The sequence below is a fragment of the Gulosibacter chungangensis genome (genome assembly GCF_008831155.1).
GTDB classification, from domain to species: domain Bacteria; phylum Actinomycetota; class Actinomycetes; order Actinomycetales; family Microbacteriaceae; genus Gulosibacter; species Gulosibacter chungangensis.
In genome coordinates, this window is the sequence record NZ_WBKB01000001.1 from 610,185 (window position 1) to 627,255 (window position 17,071).

The window sequence follows — 17,071 nt, forward strand, 5'->3', positions numbered from 1 at the left end:
TTACGTTGGGACGCATACGCAGATTCCGGAGACGGATGAGATAACGAGGAGGGAGACACCGCATGCGACTACTCGTCGTTGAAGACGATCCCTCCATCGCCGCCGCACTCACCTCGGCCCTCACTCGAGCCGGCCATTCCTGCATCCGAATTACTCGCGGCAGCGAGGTCGTGGCCCGGCATCAGGAAGCCGATATTGTTTTGCTCGACCTGGGCCTCGCGGATCTCGACGGTTTTCAGGCGCTGGCACAGCTTCGGCAAGTGAGCGAAATGCCGGTGATCGTGGTGACCGCTCGCGGGGATGAGCGATCGACCGTGCGCGCTCTGCGGCTCGGTGCGGATGATTATCTCGTCAAGCCCGTTCGGCTGCACGAGTTGCTCGCCCGGATTGGGGCGGTTGCGCGTCGCTATGCGGCACCGGTGAAACCCGAACGGTATGAACTCGGTGCGGTCGTCATTGACACCAGGGCAATGCGCGTTACCAGCAACGGCGAGACGGTTACGCTCACCCCAACAGAATTCCAGCTGCTCACCTCACTGGCCGAACATGCCGGCACCGCGGTAAGCCGCGCGGATCTCATCGATGAGGTGTGGCCGGAAGGGTACGCCGCGAATTCTCGCTCCTTCGATGTGCACCTGGCGCAGTTGCGACAGAAGCTACCGGCCTTGGCGATCACGACCATTCGCGGTTTCGGGTTTCGGCTGGAATCCCCAGAATGAGACGTCGGGTCCTCTATCCCCTGCTCGTGTTCGGGCTGATCACGGTGTGCGCGGTGCTCGTGTTCGTGGGGCAGGCCGTGGCCGAATCCCGGACGCAGCAGCTCGCCCTCGAACGGGAAAGCTCCATGGACCAGCTCATCCTGCATGCGCAGTCCGCGGCAGCTCGGAATGACTCAGCGCAAGACGGCACCGTCGAGCTCCAGCAGTATCTCGATCGCTTTTATGACACCTTCGGTGAAGCGGTCATTGTGGTAGACGGCAGCGGCAGCGAAGTCGCTTCGGTGGGGGATCTACCGCTGGATGCGCAGGTCACGGAACTGCTGACTGCGGCAGCCAGAGCGGTACCCCAGTGGTCGCTGCCAACGATCTACCCGTGGAGTCCCGATAGCGCGCTCGTCGCCGATCCGATTCATGCCGAGCACTCTGTGCGCGGTGCGGTGCTCCTCGAAATCAACCAAACCGCGGCCCGAGCCGATGTCACCCGCGATTGGATTCTCATTACGGTGATCGGGCTCGCGCTGCTTGCGGTCCTGATCGCCGCATCCTGGGTCTGGACGCGCTGGGTGCTTCGGCCGGTGAGCGCGCTCGATACGGCCGCGATTGCGATCTCGGAACAGCGCGATCACGAACTGGCTGGCGTGAGCGGCCCGCCCGAGCTGCAGCGGCTTTCGGAGTCATTCGTGAAAATGGCGCAGAGCGTCAACCAAGCTCTCGAGCAGCAGCGCGGGCTCGTCGCGGATGCATCCCATCAGCTTCGTACGCCGCTCGCGGCGATCCGGCTGCGCATTGATTCGCTGGCTCGCGAAGAAAATGCCGCAGAACTCGCTGCCGTGGATCGAGACCTCGATCGGCTCGAATACACGGTTGAGCGGATGCTGACGCTCGCGAACGCGGAACATCGCGCCGCCGAGACGGTCAGCGGTCAAGGCATGGATGCGGGCGTCGAGTGCCCGGTTGAATGTGTGACCAGTGCCGCCACGCTCGCCGAACCGCAACGATATTCACTCGAACAGGCGGGGCTGGAACTCATCGCGCAGGACACCCCCGTGCACCTGCTCGCGGAGGAAAACGACCTGGTCGAAATTGTGGAGATTTTGCTCGACAACGCACGAAAATACGCCGGAGCAGGTGCCGTCGTCACGGTGGGGCTAAGTGTTCACGGGACCGCGGCCGTATTGGAGGTGGCCGATTCCGGCCCCGGACTGAGCGAGGAGGACGTGGCTCAGCTCGGCAACCGGTTCTGGCGGGCCTCCGAGCACCGCGAGTTGCCGGGTACCGGGCTTGGCTATGCGATCATCATGCAACTCGCGAAGGCCAATTACGCGACCGTGCAGGTCGACCGTGCACCGCAGGGTGGTCTGCGTACCCGCATCCGGTTGGTGGCGGCATGAGCGGGCAGTCTTCGGCGGCAGTGTCCCGTCGTACCGTGCTGATGGCAATGGCCGCTACGTTCGCGCTGCCGCTGCTGGGCTGCACGACCAGCAGAGACTCCGATGGGCTTCGACTCGCCGCTGGTGAACCAGGCGGTCTCTATCTGCAATTTGGTGAGTTGCTGCGGGATGCGCTGGGCCGCCGCGGTGGGCCGGAATTGGAAGTGCTCATCACGAACGGCAGCGTGGCAAATCTCGCGATGCTGGCGGATCGTTCGGCACCGCTAGCGATGTCTCTCGCGGATTCGGCGATTGATGCGCTCGGGCAGGGCGCAGATGTGGTGGCTCTGGGCCGGGTGTACCAAAACTATCTGCAGTGCGTGGTGCGCGCCGGTACCGATATCCGTTCCCTGCAGGACCTGCGTGGACGAGCCATTTCCATTGGCGCGGTCGGCTCCGGCAGTTCGCTGACCACCACGCGGCTACTGGCTGCGAATGGCCTCATTGATGCCGTGGATCCTCCGATAATTGGCGAATTTCCGCTCGAGGAGGCCACGGCAGCCCTGAGTTCGGGGGCGCTCGACGCGTTCTTTTGGTCGGGTGGTGTGCCCACCGCCCGCATCCACGAGCTGCAGGTGACCACACCCATCCGCCTGCTCGATCTTTCCAGCGCGTTTGATCCACTCAATCGCGCCTATCCCCACACCTACTCCCTCACCGAGGTGCCAACGGGTGTGTACGGATCGGTGACGCCGACACCGACGATTGGGATCGCGAATTTCCTGCTCGCGCGGCCAGATCTGCCCGATTCGATTGCGCAGGCGGTCGTGGATGTGCTCGTCGGCGACTCGGCCGCGCTCATCCCGGAAGATACTTCCGGCATCCAGTACCTCACCCTGGCGGCGCTGATCGACACCGCCCCGATTCCCCTCCACAAAGCGGCCGAACGCCGCTACCGCGAGCTCTACGGTTAGGCACCGTTCGATACGGCCTACGGCCTACTCATGGAGCGGGATACGGCCTACGGCCGACTCTCGGAGCGGGACGCCCACCAGGCGAGCAGGCGCTTGGTGGCTTCTTCTTCGCCGAGGGCGCCCTCGTCGAGGCGCAGGTCGAGTAGGAACTTGCGTGCTTCGCCCACCTCACGTCCCGGTTTCAGGTCGAGGATGCGCATGATCTGATCGCCGTCGAGGTCCGGTCGCATGGCGTCGAGTTCCTCTTGCTCGCGGAGCGCCGCCAGCCGGTTTTCGAGGTCGTTGATGCCGAACTGCAGTCGCTCTGACTTGCGGCGGTTGCGCGTGGTGATGTCGGCGCGGATCAAGATCAGGAGCTGGTCCAGCCGCTCCCCGGCGTCGCGCGCAAAGCGACGCACAGCCGAGTCCGTCCACCCCGCACTGCCGTAGTTGTACATCCGCATGTGCAACTCGACCAGTCGCGCAATTGCCTTCACCGAATCATTGTCGAAGCGCAGTGCGCTCAGACGCTTCTTCGTCATCTTGGCGCCGACCCAGTCATGTCCATGAAACGTCACCTGACCGTTCGGGCCAAACTCGCGAGTGCGCGGCTTACCGATGTCGTGCAACAGCGCAGCAATACGCAGCACGACGTCGGCTTCGGGCTTGACCTCTGACTCGGCTGCGAGCGACCCCTCGGCAGCGGCACCCTCAGCATCCACCGCAGCCCGCTTCGCTGCCGCCTCCTTCTCGAGCGCAATCGCGTTCTCGAGCACCTGAATCGAGTGCTCGTACACGTCCTTGTGCTGATGCGCCGAGTCGCGCTCCAACTGCAGCGCCGGCAATTCCGGCAGCACAAGATCGGCAAGCCCCGTCTCCACAAGCAGCTCGATACCCGCCCGCGGCGAATCGGTCGACATCAATTTGATGAACTCATCGCGTACCCGCTCGGCGGAAATGTCCTTAATGCGCGGCGCCATTTCCCGAGTCGCCTCAAACGCCGCGTAATCGAGCTGGAAACCAAGCTGCGAAGAAAACCGAATCCCGCGCAGCATCCGCAGCGGATCATCACCGAAGGAAATCTCAGGTTCAATCGGAGTGCGCAGCACACCGTCAACGAGGTCCTGAAAACCACCGGTGGGGTCGACCAATTCGAGCTGCGGCAGGGCGAGCGCAAGCGCATTGACCGTGAAATCGCGGCGGTGCAGGTCACCTTCAATCGAGTCACCGAAAGCCACCACGGGCTTGCGCGACTGCCCGTCGTATTCATCCGAACGATAGGTCGTAATCTCGACCTGCTCACCGTCAATCCGCGCACCGATGGTGCCGAAATCGCGACCAATATCCCAGTGCGCCTGCGCGATGGGCTTGACGATCTCGAGGATGCGGTCAGGTCGCGCATCCGTCGCGAAATCGAGGTCGTGCACGGGCCGCCCGAGGAAAGCGTCGCGAACCGGACCTCCAACCAGGGCCAACTGAGCGCCCGCCTCGGCGAAGGCGGTCGCAAGCTTCGCGACCGGTCCCGAGCGGGCAAGTTCGGTCAATCTCGCCATAGCTGTCTGCACGTGTTCCACCGAACCAGTCTACGAGGGCCATACGACAAGCTGAGAACCTCGTGGGATGCCGGGCTCCACCGTGCGGCCGAGGCGGCTTGGACCAGACGACTCGTAGACTGAAGTTCATGTCTGATGCACCGCATCCGCGAGCACCACGACTGCCCTGGCGACATTTGCTTGCCGCCGCAGTCGTGGCACTCGGCCTCGGTGGGGTCACTCCGCTCGCGCCGCAGGGCGCTTTGGCGACCCCGCAGACGGGCGCCGTGCCGGGTCAGGATGCTGGACTCAGTCAGGATGCCGTGTTGGGGCAGGATGCGCAGCTCGAGCCGACCGACCTCGGTGACGGTGTCGAGGGTCAGTTGTCCGCCGATCTCGTCTTGCATGACGGTGGCGCGCTTTCCCCGGGAGAGGCCGTCACGGCCACGATTCTGCTCTCGAATCGCACCGATCAGATCGCCAGCGCCGGTGAAATCTCCTTCCACATTGATGACGAGACAATCGACACGCGATACGACCTCACCGCGTGGACCGAGAACACCCAGTCCTTCCCTGATTTCTCGCTCGGAACCGAGGTATACCGACAGACTGTCGACCAGGTGCATCCAGGTTCGACACTGGAATTCACCGTCACAATTCCGGCCAGTGCGACCCAGTTTTTGGCTGCCAGCAGCTTCGGCACGCGTGGCTTGACGCTCCAATGGCACGCCGACGGCGGTATCGCCGCACAGGGGCGCAGTTCCTTTGTCTGGGATGCAGAATCGCCCGCAAACCCGGTGGGTATCAGCCCGGTGGTACCCATCGTTACCGATCTCGGCGACGAGGGGCTACTCGACGCGGTTGAGTTGGAACAGCTCACGGCCCCCGAGGGTGACCTCACGCAGCTGCTGGATGCGGTGGCGGGTACCTCGGCGACGCTCGCGATCGACCCGCGGTTGCTGGTTTCGATTCGTGCTCTGGGTGCGGATGCGCCGGAGACTGCGGTGGCCTGGCTCGAGCGGCTCGAGTCGCTCGAGGACCCCAGTTTCGCCCTCGAGTTTGCGGATGCGAGCCTCACCTTGCAAGCGCAGGCGGGCCTCGAAGCGCCGATCGAGACCACCGGATTTCGTTTCGAAACCTCACAGCACGAGTTCTTCACCGAGGTGCAGCCCACCCCGACGCCCACGGAGCCAACCGGCACCGAAACCCCGGGCAGCACAAATGGCACGGACGCCCCCGAGGTGGAGGGCCAAGCCGACAGCACCGGTGAATTGCCCCTGGAGACAAGCCTCACAGAGCCCGGTGAAACCGACCCTGCCCAAACAAACCCCAGCCAGACCGATCCCGCGCAAACCGGCGCTGGCGAGCCGGACGCCGATGATGCCGCCGACGAAGAGGAGCCGATCCTGGAGCCTCGGGAAGCGCCCGAGGCCGAAGAGCTCCTCGAATTCGACTACACCCGGCCCGATTTGTCTTGGCCAGCATCCGGCACCGTGGAGAGCCTGGAGGCCTTGACCGATTGGGGCGCGGAGACCATTATTTTGGCTGGCGATCAGGCCACCAGCTCGCCCGACCGCTCCGCGACGCCGAGTTCCCAACAGCAGATTGCTGGCACCGAGGTGCTTGTCACCGATCAGACCCTCGATGCTGCGATCGCGAGCGCGGTGACCGCCGAATCCACCCTCGAATTCCAGGATGCGAGCACCGATATCGCATCCCTGCTCGCGGTCATCGCGCGTGAGGCTCCCAATGAGGTCCGCCAAATCGTGACCGTCCTCCCGCGTGAAGCGCTGGCCGATCCGGAGCTGCTCGGGGAGCTGCTCGCTGGGCTCACCGACAATAGTTGGACCGCGATTGACGCGATTCCGACCCGGGCAGACGACCCGAGCATCCTCCCCGAAACCGAGCTCGTGCCGGGCGGCTATGCGCAAGAGACCGTAACGGAGTTTCTCGAGCTGACCTCCGCGCTCGAGCGCGGCATGAACCTCACCGCCCTCTATGAGGATCCGCAGGCGGTGGACCAAGAACTGCAGGTGGCACTGCTTTGGACAATCCGAAATTCGGTCATAGAGACGGATGCGTGGCCAGGCGAGCGGGCGGAGTTTACGGAATTCGCGACGGGGGTTGCGGATGAGATTTCGATCGTTGGTGACAGTGAGATTCAACTCATTGGCCACGAATCCTCGCTGCCGCTGTTTATTGAAAACGCCTCCGATCGGGATGTCACGGTCGAGCTTCGGCTGCGACCCACCACCGGACATCTCACCGTGGATGAAGTCACCACCGTCACGATTCCCGCGGGAACCGTGACCCGCGCCACCCTCCCGGTACAGGCCATCGCGAACGGGGTGAGCGGGGTGGAGGCGACCCTGTGGACGACCACGAATGTGCAGCTGAATAACTCTGCCGAGTTCGTCGTGAATGTGAATGCGAGCCTCGAAACGGTGGCAGTGGGCATCCTGATCGGGGCCGGTGTGCTGCTGTTTGTCTTGGGAATCTGGCGCACCATTCGCCGCCGAACGCGCGACAACGCCGCTGAAGTGGAAGAATCGAGCGAGTCGGAATCCGCGCCGACAGAAAGCAGTAACAACGACTAGCAATGGCTAAATCTTTCGGACGCACGAGCCTCGTGCTGGCCTCGGGAACGCTCGTTTCGCGCGTGCTCGGGTTCGTGAAGGCGATCGTGTTGGCCCAGACCATCGGTCTGGTCGGGTCGGCCTCCGCCGACGCCTTCGCCAACGCAAACTCGTTGCCCTCGAATATCTACTCGCTGATCGCGGGTGGTCTGCTAAACGCGGTGCTCGTGCCGCAGATTGTGCGGGCCACCAAGCGTGAGGATGGCGGGCAGGAGTACGTCAACAGGCTCATTACCCTCGCGGTGGTGGTGCTCGGTGCGCTGACGCTGATCGTGACGATCGGCGCTCCCGTACTCTCGTGGATCTATGGGGTGACGCTTTCGAGCGAACAGCTCGGGCTCGTGATCGCCTTCGCCTACTGGTGCCTACCGCAGATCTTCTTCTACGGCCTCTACGCGGTGGTTTCCGAGGTACTCAACGCCCGCAGCATTTTCGCCCCCTTCGCCTGGGCCCCGGCGCTCAACAACGTGATCGCGATCGGGATGCTCGTGGTCTTCTCGGTGGTCTTCGGCGCCGACCCCTCCGGGTCGCGCCAGATCGCCGACTGGGACCCGATGATGATCGCCGTGCTCGGTGGCGGTACGACCTTCGGCGTGGTCGCCCAGGCGGGAGTGCTCTTCCTATTTCTGCGCAAGGCGGGGCTGCGGTACCGTCTGGACTTCCAGTTCCGCGGCACCGGGCTGGGCCGGATCGGCAAACTCGCGGGCTGGTCCTTCGGCCTGCTGATCGTGGTGCAGGTCACCGGTTGGCTGGAGACCGTGGCCGCGAACGTGGCCTTCGGTCAGGCCGCTTCGCTCGCAGCACTGCAAAACGCGTGGATGATCTTCATGCTGCCGCACTCCATCGTGACGGTGTCGCTGACCACCACAATGTTCACCTCGTTGAGCGAGAAGGCCGCCGATAAAGACACCAAATCGGTGATCGCCGATTTCTCCCGCGGCGCCCGAGCGATCACGATGTTCATGATCTTCTCGGCCTTCGGGCTGATGGTGATCTCGCCCGCCTTCGCGCGCATCTTTGACGGGAGCGATTCCGGGCTCGAAGCCCTCGCGCTGGTGATGTGCGGGGCCCTTTTGAGCCTGCTGTCCTACTCACTGCTCTATTACGTGCAGCGCGTGTTCTACGCCTTCGAAGACACCCGCAGTGTGTTCCTGCTCTACGCGCTCACAGCACCGCTGCAGCTTGTAGGCATCTGGCTGGTCGCGCAGTTCGCCCCGGTGGAGATCCTCGTGATCTGCCTCGTACTCGTCCAGTCGGCGGTCACCTGGCTGCGCTTTGCGATCATGATTAATGTGCTGCGCAAGCGGCTCGGCCACCTCGAAGGAGCTTCGCTGCTGCGGGCCTTCGTGCGGTTTGTGGTGTACGCCATTCCCGCCGGTGTGGTCGGCCTGCTGTTAATGTGGAGCCTCGGTACCTACAGCGAGGGCGGTTGGGCACGAGCCAGTATTTTCAACGCCCTGGTGGCCTGCGCCATCGGTGGTGCCGTGATGGCACTGCTGTACTTCGGTATCGCCATCGCGACACGCAGCCCCGAAATTGAGCCCTTCGTGGGGCCGCTCATTCGCCGCGTGGTCGGCCGCCGAGGCCGCCACTCGATCGAACTCGCCCGCCACTCGGCTGCAGCCGTAAACGCGGATGAGTTCGCGCAGGAATACGACTCGCTCGTCCACCAATACACGCCGGATCTCGGTTCCGCCTTCGGCTCCACCACGCCCGCAAGCCCCGAGAGCGAAATGGCGATGGCGAGCCAAGTCACCACCGAAGTGCCCTCCCGTCGGGAGCTGCGCGAATATGAGCGCAAACGCAGCCGCGAGGCGTACGAGAAACGCCACGCCATCGACGATGAGCCACTGATCTAACCAAGAGTCAACCAGTCTGCCAGCCACATACCCCCACAGTTTCTGACCGCCACCCTGGCGGAATAGAACCCCGCCGATTACGGTTGCCGTCAATAGCAGCCAACCCCAGCACTGCATCCAGGAGTCGCCCCATGCGAAATGTCGCCATCATTGGTTCCGGTCCCGCCGGTTACACCGCCGCCATCTACGTTGCCCGCGCCGGGCTGAAACCGGTGCTGTTTACCTCGGCAGTCGAGGTCGGTGGCGAACTGATGAACACGACCGATGTGGAGAACTTCCCCGGCTTCCCCGAGGGTATCCTCGGCCCGGACCTGATGCAGAAATTCCAGGACCAGGCCGTGCGCTTCGGCACCGAACTCGTCTTCGACGACGTCGAGTCGGTCGAACTCGAGGGCGAGATCAAGAAGATCCACACCGCCTACTCGGGTGACTACGAGGCCCTCGCGGTCATCCTCGCGACCGGTTCGGCATACCGCCACCTGAACGTTCCGGGTGAGGACCGCCTCTCGGGCCGCGGCGTGTCCTGGTGCGCAACCTGTGACGGTGCGTTCTTCCGCGAACAGCACATCGCGGTAATCGGCGGTGGTGACTCGGCAATGGAAGAGGCGCTCTTCCTCACCCGCTTTGCCGACCGCGTGACCGTCATTCACCGCTCGGAAAACTTCCGCGCATCCAAGATCATGCTCGAGCGTGCCCAAGCCAACGAGAAGATTGAGTGGGTCACGAACACGAAGGTGCTTGAGTACCTCGGCGAGACGAACCTGACCGGCCTGAAGCTCGAGAACACCATCACCGGCGAGCAGTTCGAGCGGGAATTCACCGGCACCTTCGTGGCGATCGGTAACGACCCCCGCACCGACCTGTTCAAGGACCAGATCGAACTCACCGAGACCGGTGTTGTGAAGGTGGATGGCCGTTCATCCCGCACCACCCTGCCGGGTGTCTTCGCCGCCGGTGACGTGATCGACGACCACTACCGCCAGGCGATCACCGCGGCCGGGTCCGGCACGGTCGCAGCGCTCGATGTGGAGGACTACCTCGGTTCGCTGCGCCCCGAGCTCCTCGCCCAGGTCTCAGTCGAAACCAGCGACAGCGCTGCCGACGCTGAAGCCGCAGACGCCGAAGCCCCCGCAATCGGGTTGGCCGAGGCTCCCGCTGCAGCGTCGATTTCACTCAACCCCATCGGGTTCAACCCCTCGTTGCTCTCCGACAAGTAAGGATTCACACCATGGCAAACGTCACTCACGCCACCGCCGCAACCTTCGAGCAGGAAGTGCTCGGGGCAGACGGCCCCGTCATCGTCGACTTCTGGGCGGAATGGTGCGGCCCCTGCCGCCAGGTATCGCCCGTGCTCGACCAGCTGGCCGAGGAGCACCCCAACGTCAAGGTGGTCAAGGTGAATGTCGACGAGGAAATGAGCCTCGCGATGGAGTACCAAGTCACCGGGATCCCCGCGATCAAGCTCTTCCGCGACGGTGAAATCCGCAAGGAAGTTGTCGGCGCAAAGCCCAAGGGCGCGCTCGAGAAGGACTTTGAGGGCCTGCTGGACTAGGTTCCTTCCTTCGATACGACGCTCAGGACGCGTCACGCAGCGACCGGCCAGTCTCACGCCTACCCCGGGCGTAGACTGGCCTTTCGTCTATTACGCGAAGGATGCCCGTGTCATCGCAAGATTCAACACATCAGCCCGGGGGCCTCAATTTAGACCCCTGGTACGACAACTATGCGCGCCGCACCGCCGGCCTGACCGTAAGCGAGGTGCGAGCGCTCTTCGCAGTCGCCTCACGCCCCGAGGTCGTCTCACTCGCCGGTGGCTCCCCATTCGTGAGCGCGCTGCCGGAAGAGCTCATTCACCGAGCGTTCAAGCGGATGATGAAGGAGCACGGCGCCGAAGCGCTGCAGTACGGCGGCGGCCAGGGCATCGTGCAGTTGCGCGAGCGCATCCTTGACCTGATGGCGATTGAAGGCATCACCGGAGCCTCGGCCGACGACGTGGTGACCACCACCGGCTCGCAGCACGCGATTGACCTCGTCACCAAACTCTTCATCAACCCCGGCGACGTGATCCTGCTCGAAACACCGAGCTACGTCGGCGCGCTCGGCACCTTCAAATCCTATGAGGCGGATGTTCGCCACGTCGATATGGACGAGGAAGGGCTCAACCTCGAGGCGCTTGAGGCCGCGATCCACAAGGCCCGGGCCGAGGGCAAGGCCGTCAAGTTCCTCTACACGATCCCGAACTTTAATAACCCCACCGGGGTGACCATGTCGGCAGCGCGACGCCGCGAGGTGCTCGACCTGTGCATCCGCGAAGATGTGCTGATCGTCGAGGACAACCCCTACGGGCTGCTCTACTTCGACGAGCCCGCGCCGAACGCGATCCGCTCGCTCGATGAGGACCACGTTCTCTACCTCGGTTCCTTCTCGAAGATTCTCTCGCCGGGCGTGCGCGTGGGCTACGTGCTCGCACCGCACGGCATCCGCGAAAAGCTCATCCTCGCGGTGGAGTCCTCGATCCTCTCCCCGTCCTCCCTCAACCAATGGCTCGTCACCGAGTACCTCGAGGGCAGCGATTGGCGGGCGCAGATCGACACCTTCCGCGGCACCTATCGCGAGCGGCGGGATGCGATGCTGCTGGCTCTCGAGGAATACTTGCCGCAGCTGTCGTGGACCGTTCCCAACGGTGGTTTTTTCACCTGGGTGCAGCTGCCGCAGTCGCTCGATTCCAAGCAAATGCTGCCCCGCGCGACGAAGGAACTGGTCGCATACACCCCGGGCACCGGCTTCTACGCCGATGGCCGCGGGCACGACAAAATGCGATTGTCCTTCTCGCTGCCCACACCCGAGCGCATCCGCCTCGGCGTCCGACGCCTCGCGAATGTCATCAACGGCGAACTCGAAATCATCGAGACTTTCGGCAGCTTCGACAATCGATCCGCCGATGACGGCCGTTTTGCCTCGGCGCCGCCGGACCTCAACTAACCCCTCACCGAACGAATTGAAGCGAAGCTAGGAGCAAACGTTATGACGATCGAGGGACGCCACGTAGTAATTCTCTCGGGTGGGATCTCGCACGAACGCGATGTCTCGCTGCGTTCGGGCCGGCGGGTGTCGGATGCGCTGATCAAGGCAGGTGCCCGGGTCACCGTTCGAGAACCCGATGAGAAACTCCTGCCCTGGCTCGAGCAGCACTTCGAGGATGTGGATGTGGTGTGGCCGGTGCTGCACGGCGTCTCGGGTGAGAACGGTGCGCTGTATTCGCTGCTGCGGGCGCTCGAAGTGCCCTACGTCGGGTCTCGTCCGACGGCGGCGATGCTCGCCTGGAATAAGGCCACGTCGAAGGCACTCGTGAAGCGCGCCGGCATCGCGACGCCGCAGTCCATCGTGCTGCCGAACGACACTTTCCGGGAGCTGGGTGCCGCGAGCGTGATTGACGCGATCTCGAAGGGTGTGGACTTCCCCGCCGTTGTGAAGCCGGTCGAAGGTGGTTCTTCCCAGGGCGTGTCATTCGTGAACGAGAAGGCTGAGTTTTCGCGAGCCATGGTCACGGCGTTCACTTACTCGGATGGCGTGCTCATCGAGAAGAAGGTCACCGGCACCGAACTCATGGTCGGTGTTCTCGACTTTGGCGAGGGCCCCTTCGCGGTGCCCCCGGTTGAGGTCGTGCCGCACAGCGGTGTCTACGACTATGCGGCCCGTTATAACGCCGGTGAGACCACCTTCTTCGCACCCGCTCGAGTGAGCGAAGCGGTACTCGCCGAAGTGTCGGAGCTTGCGGTGAAGGCCTGCCAGGTGATTGGCCTCGCCGATGTCGCGAGGGTCGACTTCATCGTGGATGAATCCGGCAAGCCGTGGTTCATCGAAGCCGACCCCATTCCCGGCATGACCGAGACCTCGCTCGTGCCCCTCGGCATCCAGGCCGCCGGGCTCGAGGTGTCCGATGTCTACGCGCGACTCGCCGAGCATGCGGCGGCTCGTGGCCCGCGTAATACCCCGGCCACCCCTAACCTGGTCGTCTAGCGGGCGGGCGCCTACTCGGCTGCGGCAGGCGCATCCTCCGTCTTGGCACGGTAGAGCTTCATATACTCTTCCTTCGGAATCACCGGGGCGCTCCAGGTACCGAGGTCCTCGAGCCGAACCCGGTGACTTTCCGGAGTGAGGATGGTCGCCACCGCGGCGAGGAGGCAAACGACCAGGCAGATGCCGCCAACGATCAGCGGTACATTCTCGGTGCCCGGAGGTGCCACGAAGGAGAAGATCGTGGGCGCGAAGGCGACGATCGCAAGACCAATGTTCTGCGAGATCGCGAAGCCAGTCACGCGGGTGGATGCGGGGAACATCTCCTGGAAGAAGCTCGCGAAGACCGCGTTCCACATCTGGAAGAGCACACCCATCAGCAGGATGGCGAGGAGAATCGTGAGCACTTCGTTCTTGTGCCCGACCGCGTAGAGGTAGGGGAAGACGAGGAGTCCGGCCCCGATGGTGCCGATGAGCATCACCGGACGACGACCGATGCGGTCCGAGAGCTTCCCGAAGGAGGGGATGAGCGCGATCGCGACCAGGTTCGCGAGCACCGGAATCCACAGGTAGACGGTGGGATCCATACCGACGCCGTACCCGGGGTTCGTGGCGTACGCGGTGCCGAAGACGACCACCGTGGTGCCGATGATGTTCACGAAGGACATCAGGATTGCCTTGATGATGAGCTTCCAGCGGGTGCGGAATACCTCGATCACCGGTGGCTTCTCGCGCTTGATCTCGGTGCGGTTCTCCTGGAAGGTCGGGGTCTCGCGAACATGGCGACGAATCAGGTAGCCGGCAATCACCACAACAACGCTGAGCATGAACGGCACTCGCCAGCCCCAGGACTCAAACGCGGCATCCGGCAGGAATGCGGTCAGCGGAATGAACACCGCCGAGCCGAGCGCCGTGCCGAGCTGCGTGCCCTGCAGGGGGAAGCTCGCGTAGTAACCGCGCTTGCCGTCCGGCGCATGCTCGATGATCATTGCGCTCGCACCGCCAAGTTCACCGGCCACCGCAAAGCCCTGAATGAGACGCAGCAAGACCAGCAGGAGCGGTGCGACCACACCAATTTGGGCGTAGGTCGGCAGCAATCCAACCGCGAAGGTGGATACTCCCATGAGGAACATCGCGAACACGAGCACGCTCTTGCGGCCGATTCTGTCACCCCAGTGGCCGAGGACGACCGCACCAATGGGTCGAGCGACGTAGCCGACGGCATAGGTCGCGAGGGATGCAATGATCGCCACCGCGGGGTTGGAGTCGGGGAAGAAGATGCGCGGGAAGATGAGTGCCGCGGCCTGCGCGTAAATCGCGAAGTCGTAGTACTCGAGGGCGCTGCCGATCCAGCCGCTGAGCGCAGCCTTCTTTGGTGTTCGGCGGGTGCCGGAGTCCGAAATCGTCATTGAGTTTCGATCCTTTCGTGGTCAGATCATGTCACGTGACCTGCATGGTTCGCGCAAGGATGCGGATTGATACGTTTCAATTTCGCGCAGCTTTGAGCGATGTGGTTGTTGGTTGGATGGTGGGTGGATAGGGTCGGTGGGTCGGTTCGGCTATTCAGCCGAATATTTCGGTGGTTTGGGATGCATCCGGCCGTAGCTCGGTGACTTCCGGCCGCAGCTCGGTGACTTCGGCCCGCAACGATCTGGTTGCGGCATTGTCGGCGGTCAGTTCATCCGGGCGAACGAGCCTGCCGTCGTCTTGGGCGGATTGATACATCGCGGTGAGCAAGCCGAAGCTTTCGCTTGCGCCGGTAGCGATGTCGGGGAGCGCACTTCCGGTGGCAAGCGCATCCAACACCCCGTGCAAGATTGGCGTGTGGCCGCTCGGAACTTCTGCTTCCGGGAGCTGCCAGCCTGCTGCAACCGCTTCCGGAACATCCGGGGCGGGGGTGATCCGCCAGTTGGCGTGGCCGTGCCCATAGAGGTGCTCGAGTTCGATGGTGGCGAGCTCGGTGTCGATTCGGATTGCGCTCGACTGCCGCGGTGCGAGCACCGTGGAGGTGACCTGGGCGATGAGGCCGCTGGCGAACTGAATCGTGCCGGTGGCAGTGTCCTCGGTTTCGGTGTCACGCGCGAGTCGCCACAGTCGGCCGCTCGCTGCCGCCCAGGGGCCCGCGAGGTAGTTCAGCAGATCCACCTGGTGGATGCCGTGCTGCAGCAGAGTCCCCGCGCCTTCCGAGGCCCAGGTACCGCGCCAAGGCACATCGAAGTATGCATCCGGTCGATACCACAGGGTATTGCACTGGGCCACGAGGGGTCGCCCCACGGCGCCGCTGCGAAGCAGCTGCTGCACGTGCTGCGTGGCGGTTCCGGAGCGCTGCTGGAACACGACCGCAAACTCGCGCCCAGCCGCCCGCGCCGCAGCCTCCATCCGACGCACATCAACGAGACTGGTGGCCGGTGGCTTCTCGCAGATCACATGCGCGCCCGCAGCGAAGGCGGCGAGGGCCGCATCCGCATGTGTGGCCGGCGGCGTGCAGAGCAGCACCACGTCGGGTGCGGCTTCCGCGAGCAGACTCTCGAGGGAGTCATAGACTGCCGGCTCACCCCAAGTCTTGGCAAAGGCTCGCGCGACATCGAGGTTGAGGCTCGTGACCGCGCTGAGCTCCGCGGCCGGATGCGCCAGGATCGCTTCCGCGTGCAGGCGCGCCGCGTCTCCGGTACCGACAATTGCACAGCGGAGGGTAGTTGAGGTCATGGTGTCACCTCCGGATCTTGAGTGGATGCATCCTGGCTGAATGCATCCGGGCTGAATGCATCTCGAGCGACGGTCATCTCGAACTCGAGCTCGACCGTGTCGCCGGATGCCAAGGTGGTTTCGGTCTCTGCAAAGGGTGCCGGGCCAAGGCCCGGGTATTCAACGCTTCGAGCGAACCAGGTGGGCTGGGAGGACGCACTGCTCAAGCGGACGCTGGGTCGGGATGCGTCGGTCGAGTACTGTCTGAGCCACGAGGCATGGCCCTCGGCTACAGACTCGCCGCGGTTGCCTTTCGCGTCGACGAGGATGCCGTCGCGGTAGTCAGCTGCGAGCCGCAAGAAGATGCCACCGTAGCCAGCACCCGCCCGCCCCTTGGTTGCCGGAGACCCGAGGTGCACCGGCCCCTTGCTGAGGTTGCGGAGGGTTGTGTGCCAGGTCAGGCGCCAGTGCTGCGCGTCTTCGACGGTGAGTGTCATTCGACGGAGTTCACTCAGGATGGGTAACACCCGTTCATCGAGCCATTCCAGCTCATGGGTGATGTGGATCGCGGAATTCGCGGAGCCCAGGATGGAAGTCTCGACGCGGAGTGCTTGATGCGCCTGGTTCCCCAGGTTCTCGAGCTGCTGATAGCCGGCCGCGCGCTCTGCTGTGCCAGGCTGATAGGTCGGACCGCCCCAGAAATTCGTGTTGCCCACGTGCGCAATGGCGAGCGAAAGTCCCTCGTGCCATGGGTGGTCGTCCGGGAAGCGATCGGTCAGTTCACGCCCCTGTGCATCCCAGAACTGCCAAATGGGTCGCGGCGCCCGCACTGCCTCTATGCCACTTGCCGTACCTTGGGTAGACGCAGACGCAGACGCAGACGCAGACGCAGACGCAGACGCAGACGCAGACGCAGACGCAGACGCAGACGCAGACGCAGACGCAGACGCAGAAAAGCTTGCGTCGCGGTACGTGTAGGTCGCAAGTCGCGCCTCGCCAAGACTTATCCGAATCGCGGCCCCTGTGTCGAGCAACCGTAGTTCAGCGTCAGCGACTTTGGCCCGTGCCGCCTTCCCCGCATTGGGAAGAGGCCGCGTGCCACTAGACCACGAGGTCTCTGTGGTCTGCTGATTTGCTTCCGCGTCTTCGCGGGAAAGCGCTTGCCGCTCCATGTTTGTAGCGTAACCGGGCCGCACCGCCGGTGTCTAGTGAAACGTTTCAAGATTTCTGAAAATCACAGATTTTCCCGAATTTACCCAACATATGTGGAGCTAGTAAACCGCTATGGCTCTATCCACGT

Annotated in this window: 13 protein-coding genes; 9 read left to right on the forward strand and 4 right to left on the reverse strand. The window is 63.6% G+C overall.

The features are described 5' to 3' along the window. Positions 1 to 62: 62 nt before the first annotated feature. From F8O05_RS02760 to F8O05_RS02770, 3 genes are read left to right on the forward strand one after another with little or no spacing between them, the layout of a single operon-like run. On the forward strand, positions 63 to 719 hold the full coding sequence (locus tag F8O05_RS02760; RefSeq protein WP_158051200.1) for a response regulator transcription factor: 657 nt from the start codon (positions 63 to 65) through the stop codon (positions 717 to 719). Then, positions 716 to 2,110: a sensor histidine kinase gene (locus F8O05_RS02765; protein WP_158051201.1), complete on the forward strand. Its 1,395-nt coding sequence runs from the start codon at positions 716 to 718 to the stop codon at positions 2,108 to 2,110. Before F8O05_RS02760 ends, F8O05_RS02765 begins: the two co-directional genes overlap by 4 nt. Continuing rightward, positions 2,107 to 3,063: a TAXI family TRAP transporter solute-binding subunit gene (locus F8O05_RS02770; RefSeq protein ID WP_158051202.1), complete on the forward strand. Its 957-nt coding sequence runs from the start codon at positions 2,107 to 2,109 to the stop codon at positions 3,061 to 3,063. The genes F8O05_RS02765 and F8O05_RS02770 overlap by 4 nt, the downstream gene beginning before the upstream one ends. Positions 3,064 to 3,110: 47 nt before the next feature. On the opposite strand, the gene F8O05_RS02775 is transcribed toward F8O05_RS02770, so the two are convergent. Then, a complete protein-coding gene (locus F8O05_RS02775) occupies positions 3,111 to 4,616 on the reverse strand; it encodes a CCA tRNA nucleotidyltransferase (RefSeq protein ID WP_158051203.1) in 1,506 nt (501 codons plus the stop codon). A gap of 107 nt (positions 4,617 to 4,723) precedes the next feature. Between F8O05_RS02775 and F8O05_RS02780 the strand changes: the two genes are divergently transcribed. The 6 genes from F8O05_RS02780 (at position 4,724) to F8O05_RS02805 (ending at position 13,089) form a co-directional block, all read left to right on the forward strand. Then, positions 4,724 to 7,171: a DUF6049 family protein gene (locus F8O05_RS02780; RefSeq protein WP_158051204.1), complete on the forward strand. Its 2,448-nt coding sequence runs from the start codon at positions 4,724 to 4,726 to the stop codon at positions 7,169 to 7,171. Positions 7,172 to 7,173: 2 nt separating this feature from the next. Continuing rightward, complete coding sequence (murJ, locus tag F8O05_RS02785) at positions 7,174 to 9,069, forward strand: murein biosynthesis integral membrane protein MurJ (RefSeq protein ID WP_158051205.1); 1,896 nt, start codon at positions 7,174 to 7,176, stop codon at positions 9,067 to 9,069. 131 nt (positions 9,070 to 9,200) lie between these two features. Continuing rightward, positions 9,201 to 10,286 carry a thioredoxin-disulfide reductase gene (trxB, locus tag F8O05_RS02790; RefSeq protein WP_158051206.1) on the forward strand — a complete coding sequence of 362 codons (1,086 nt, stop codon included), beginning with the start codon at positions 9,201 to 9,203 and terminating at the stop codon, positions 10,284 to 10,286. Between the two features lie 11 nt (positions 10,287 to 10,297). Beyond that, complete coding sequence (gene trxA / locus F8O05_RS02795) at positions 10,298 to 10,621, forward strand: thioredoxin (protein WP_158051207.1); 324 nt, start codon at positions 10,298 to 10,300, stop codon at positions 10,619 to 10,621. Between the two features lie 101 nt (positions 10,622 to 10,722). Further along, positions 10,723 to 12,051: an aminotransferase-like domain-containing protein gene (locus tag F8O05_RS02800; protein WP_158051208.1), complete on the forward strand. Its 1,329-nt coding sequence runs from the start codon at positions 10,723 to 10,725 to the stop codon at positions 12,049 to 12,051. Between the two features lie 42 nt (positions 12,052 to 12,093). After that, complete coding sequence (locus tag F8O05_RS02805; RefSeq protein WP_158051209.1) at positions 12,094 to 13,089, forward strand: D-alanine--D-alanine ligase family protein; 996 nt, start codon at positions 12,094 to 12,096, stop codon at positions 13,087 to 13,089. Positions 13,090 to 13,100: 11 nt separating this feature from the next. On the opposite strand, the gene F8O05_RS02810 is transcribed toward F8O05_RS02805, so the two are convergent. The 3 genes from F8O05_RS02810 to F8O05_RS02820 all read right to left on the reverse strand — a co-directional run bounded on the left by F8O05_RS02810 (position 13,101) and on the right by F8O05_RS02820 (position 16,601). Beyond that, entirely contained in the window at positions 13,101 to 14,495 is a 1,395-nt protein-coding gene (locus F8O05_RS02810) for an MFS transporter (RefSeq protein ID WP_158051210.1), read from the reverse strand. A 154-nt stretch (positions 14,496 to 14,649) separates the two neighbouring features. Continuing rightward, positions 14,650 to 15,792, reverse strand: a complete 1,143-nt coding sequence (locus F8O05_RS02815) for a Gfo/Idh/MocA family protein (RefSeq protein ID WP_158051211.1) — start codon at positions 15,790 to 15,792, stop codon at positions 14,650 to 14,652. Further along, the gene (locus F8O05_RS02820; protein WP_192496999.1) at positions 15,789 to 16,601 is read right to left on the reverse strand and encodes a DUF6807 family protein; all 813 of its coding nucleotides are present in this window, start codon (positions 16,599 to 16,601) and stop codon (positions 15,789 to 15,791) included. Before F8O05_RS02820 ends, F8O05_RS02815 begins: the two co-directional genes overlap by 4 nt. Positions 16,602 to 17,071 lie beyond the last annotated feature (470 nt).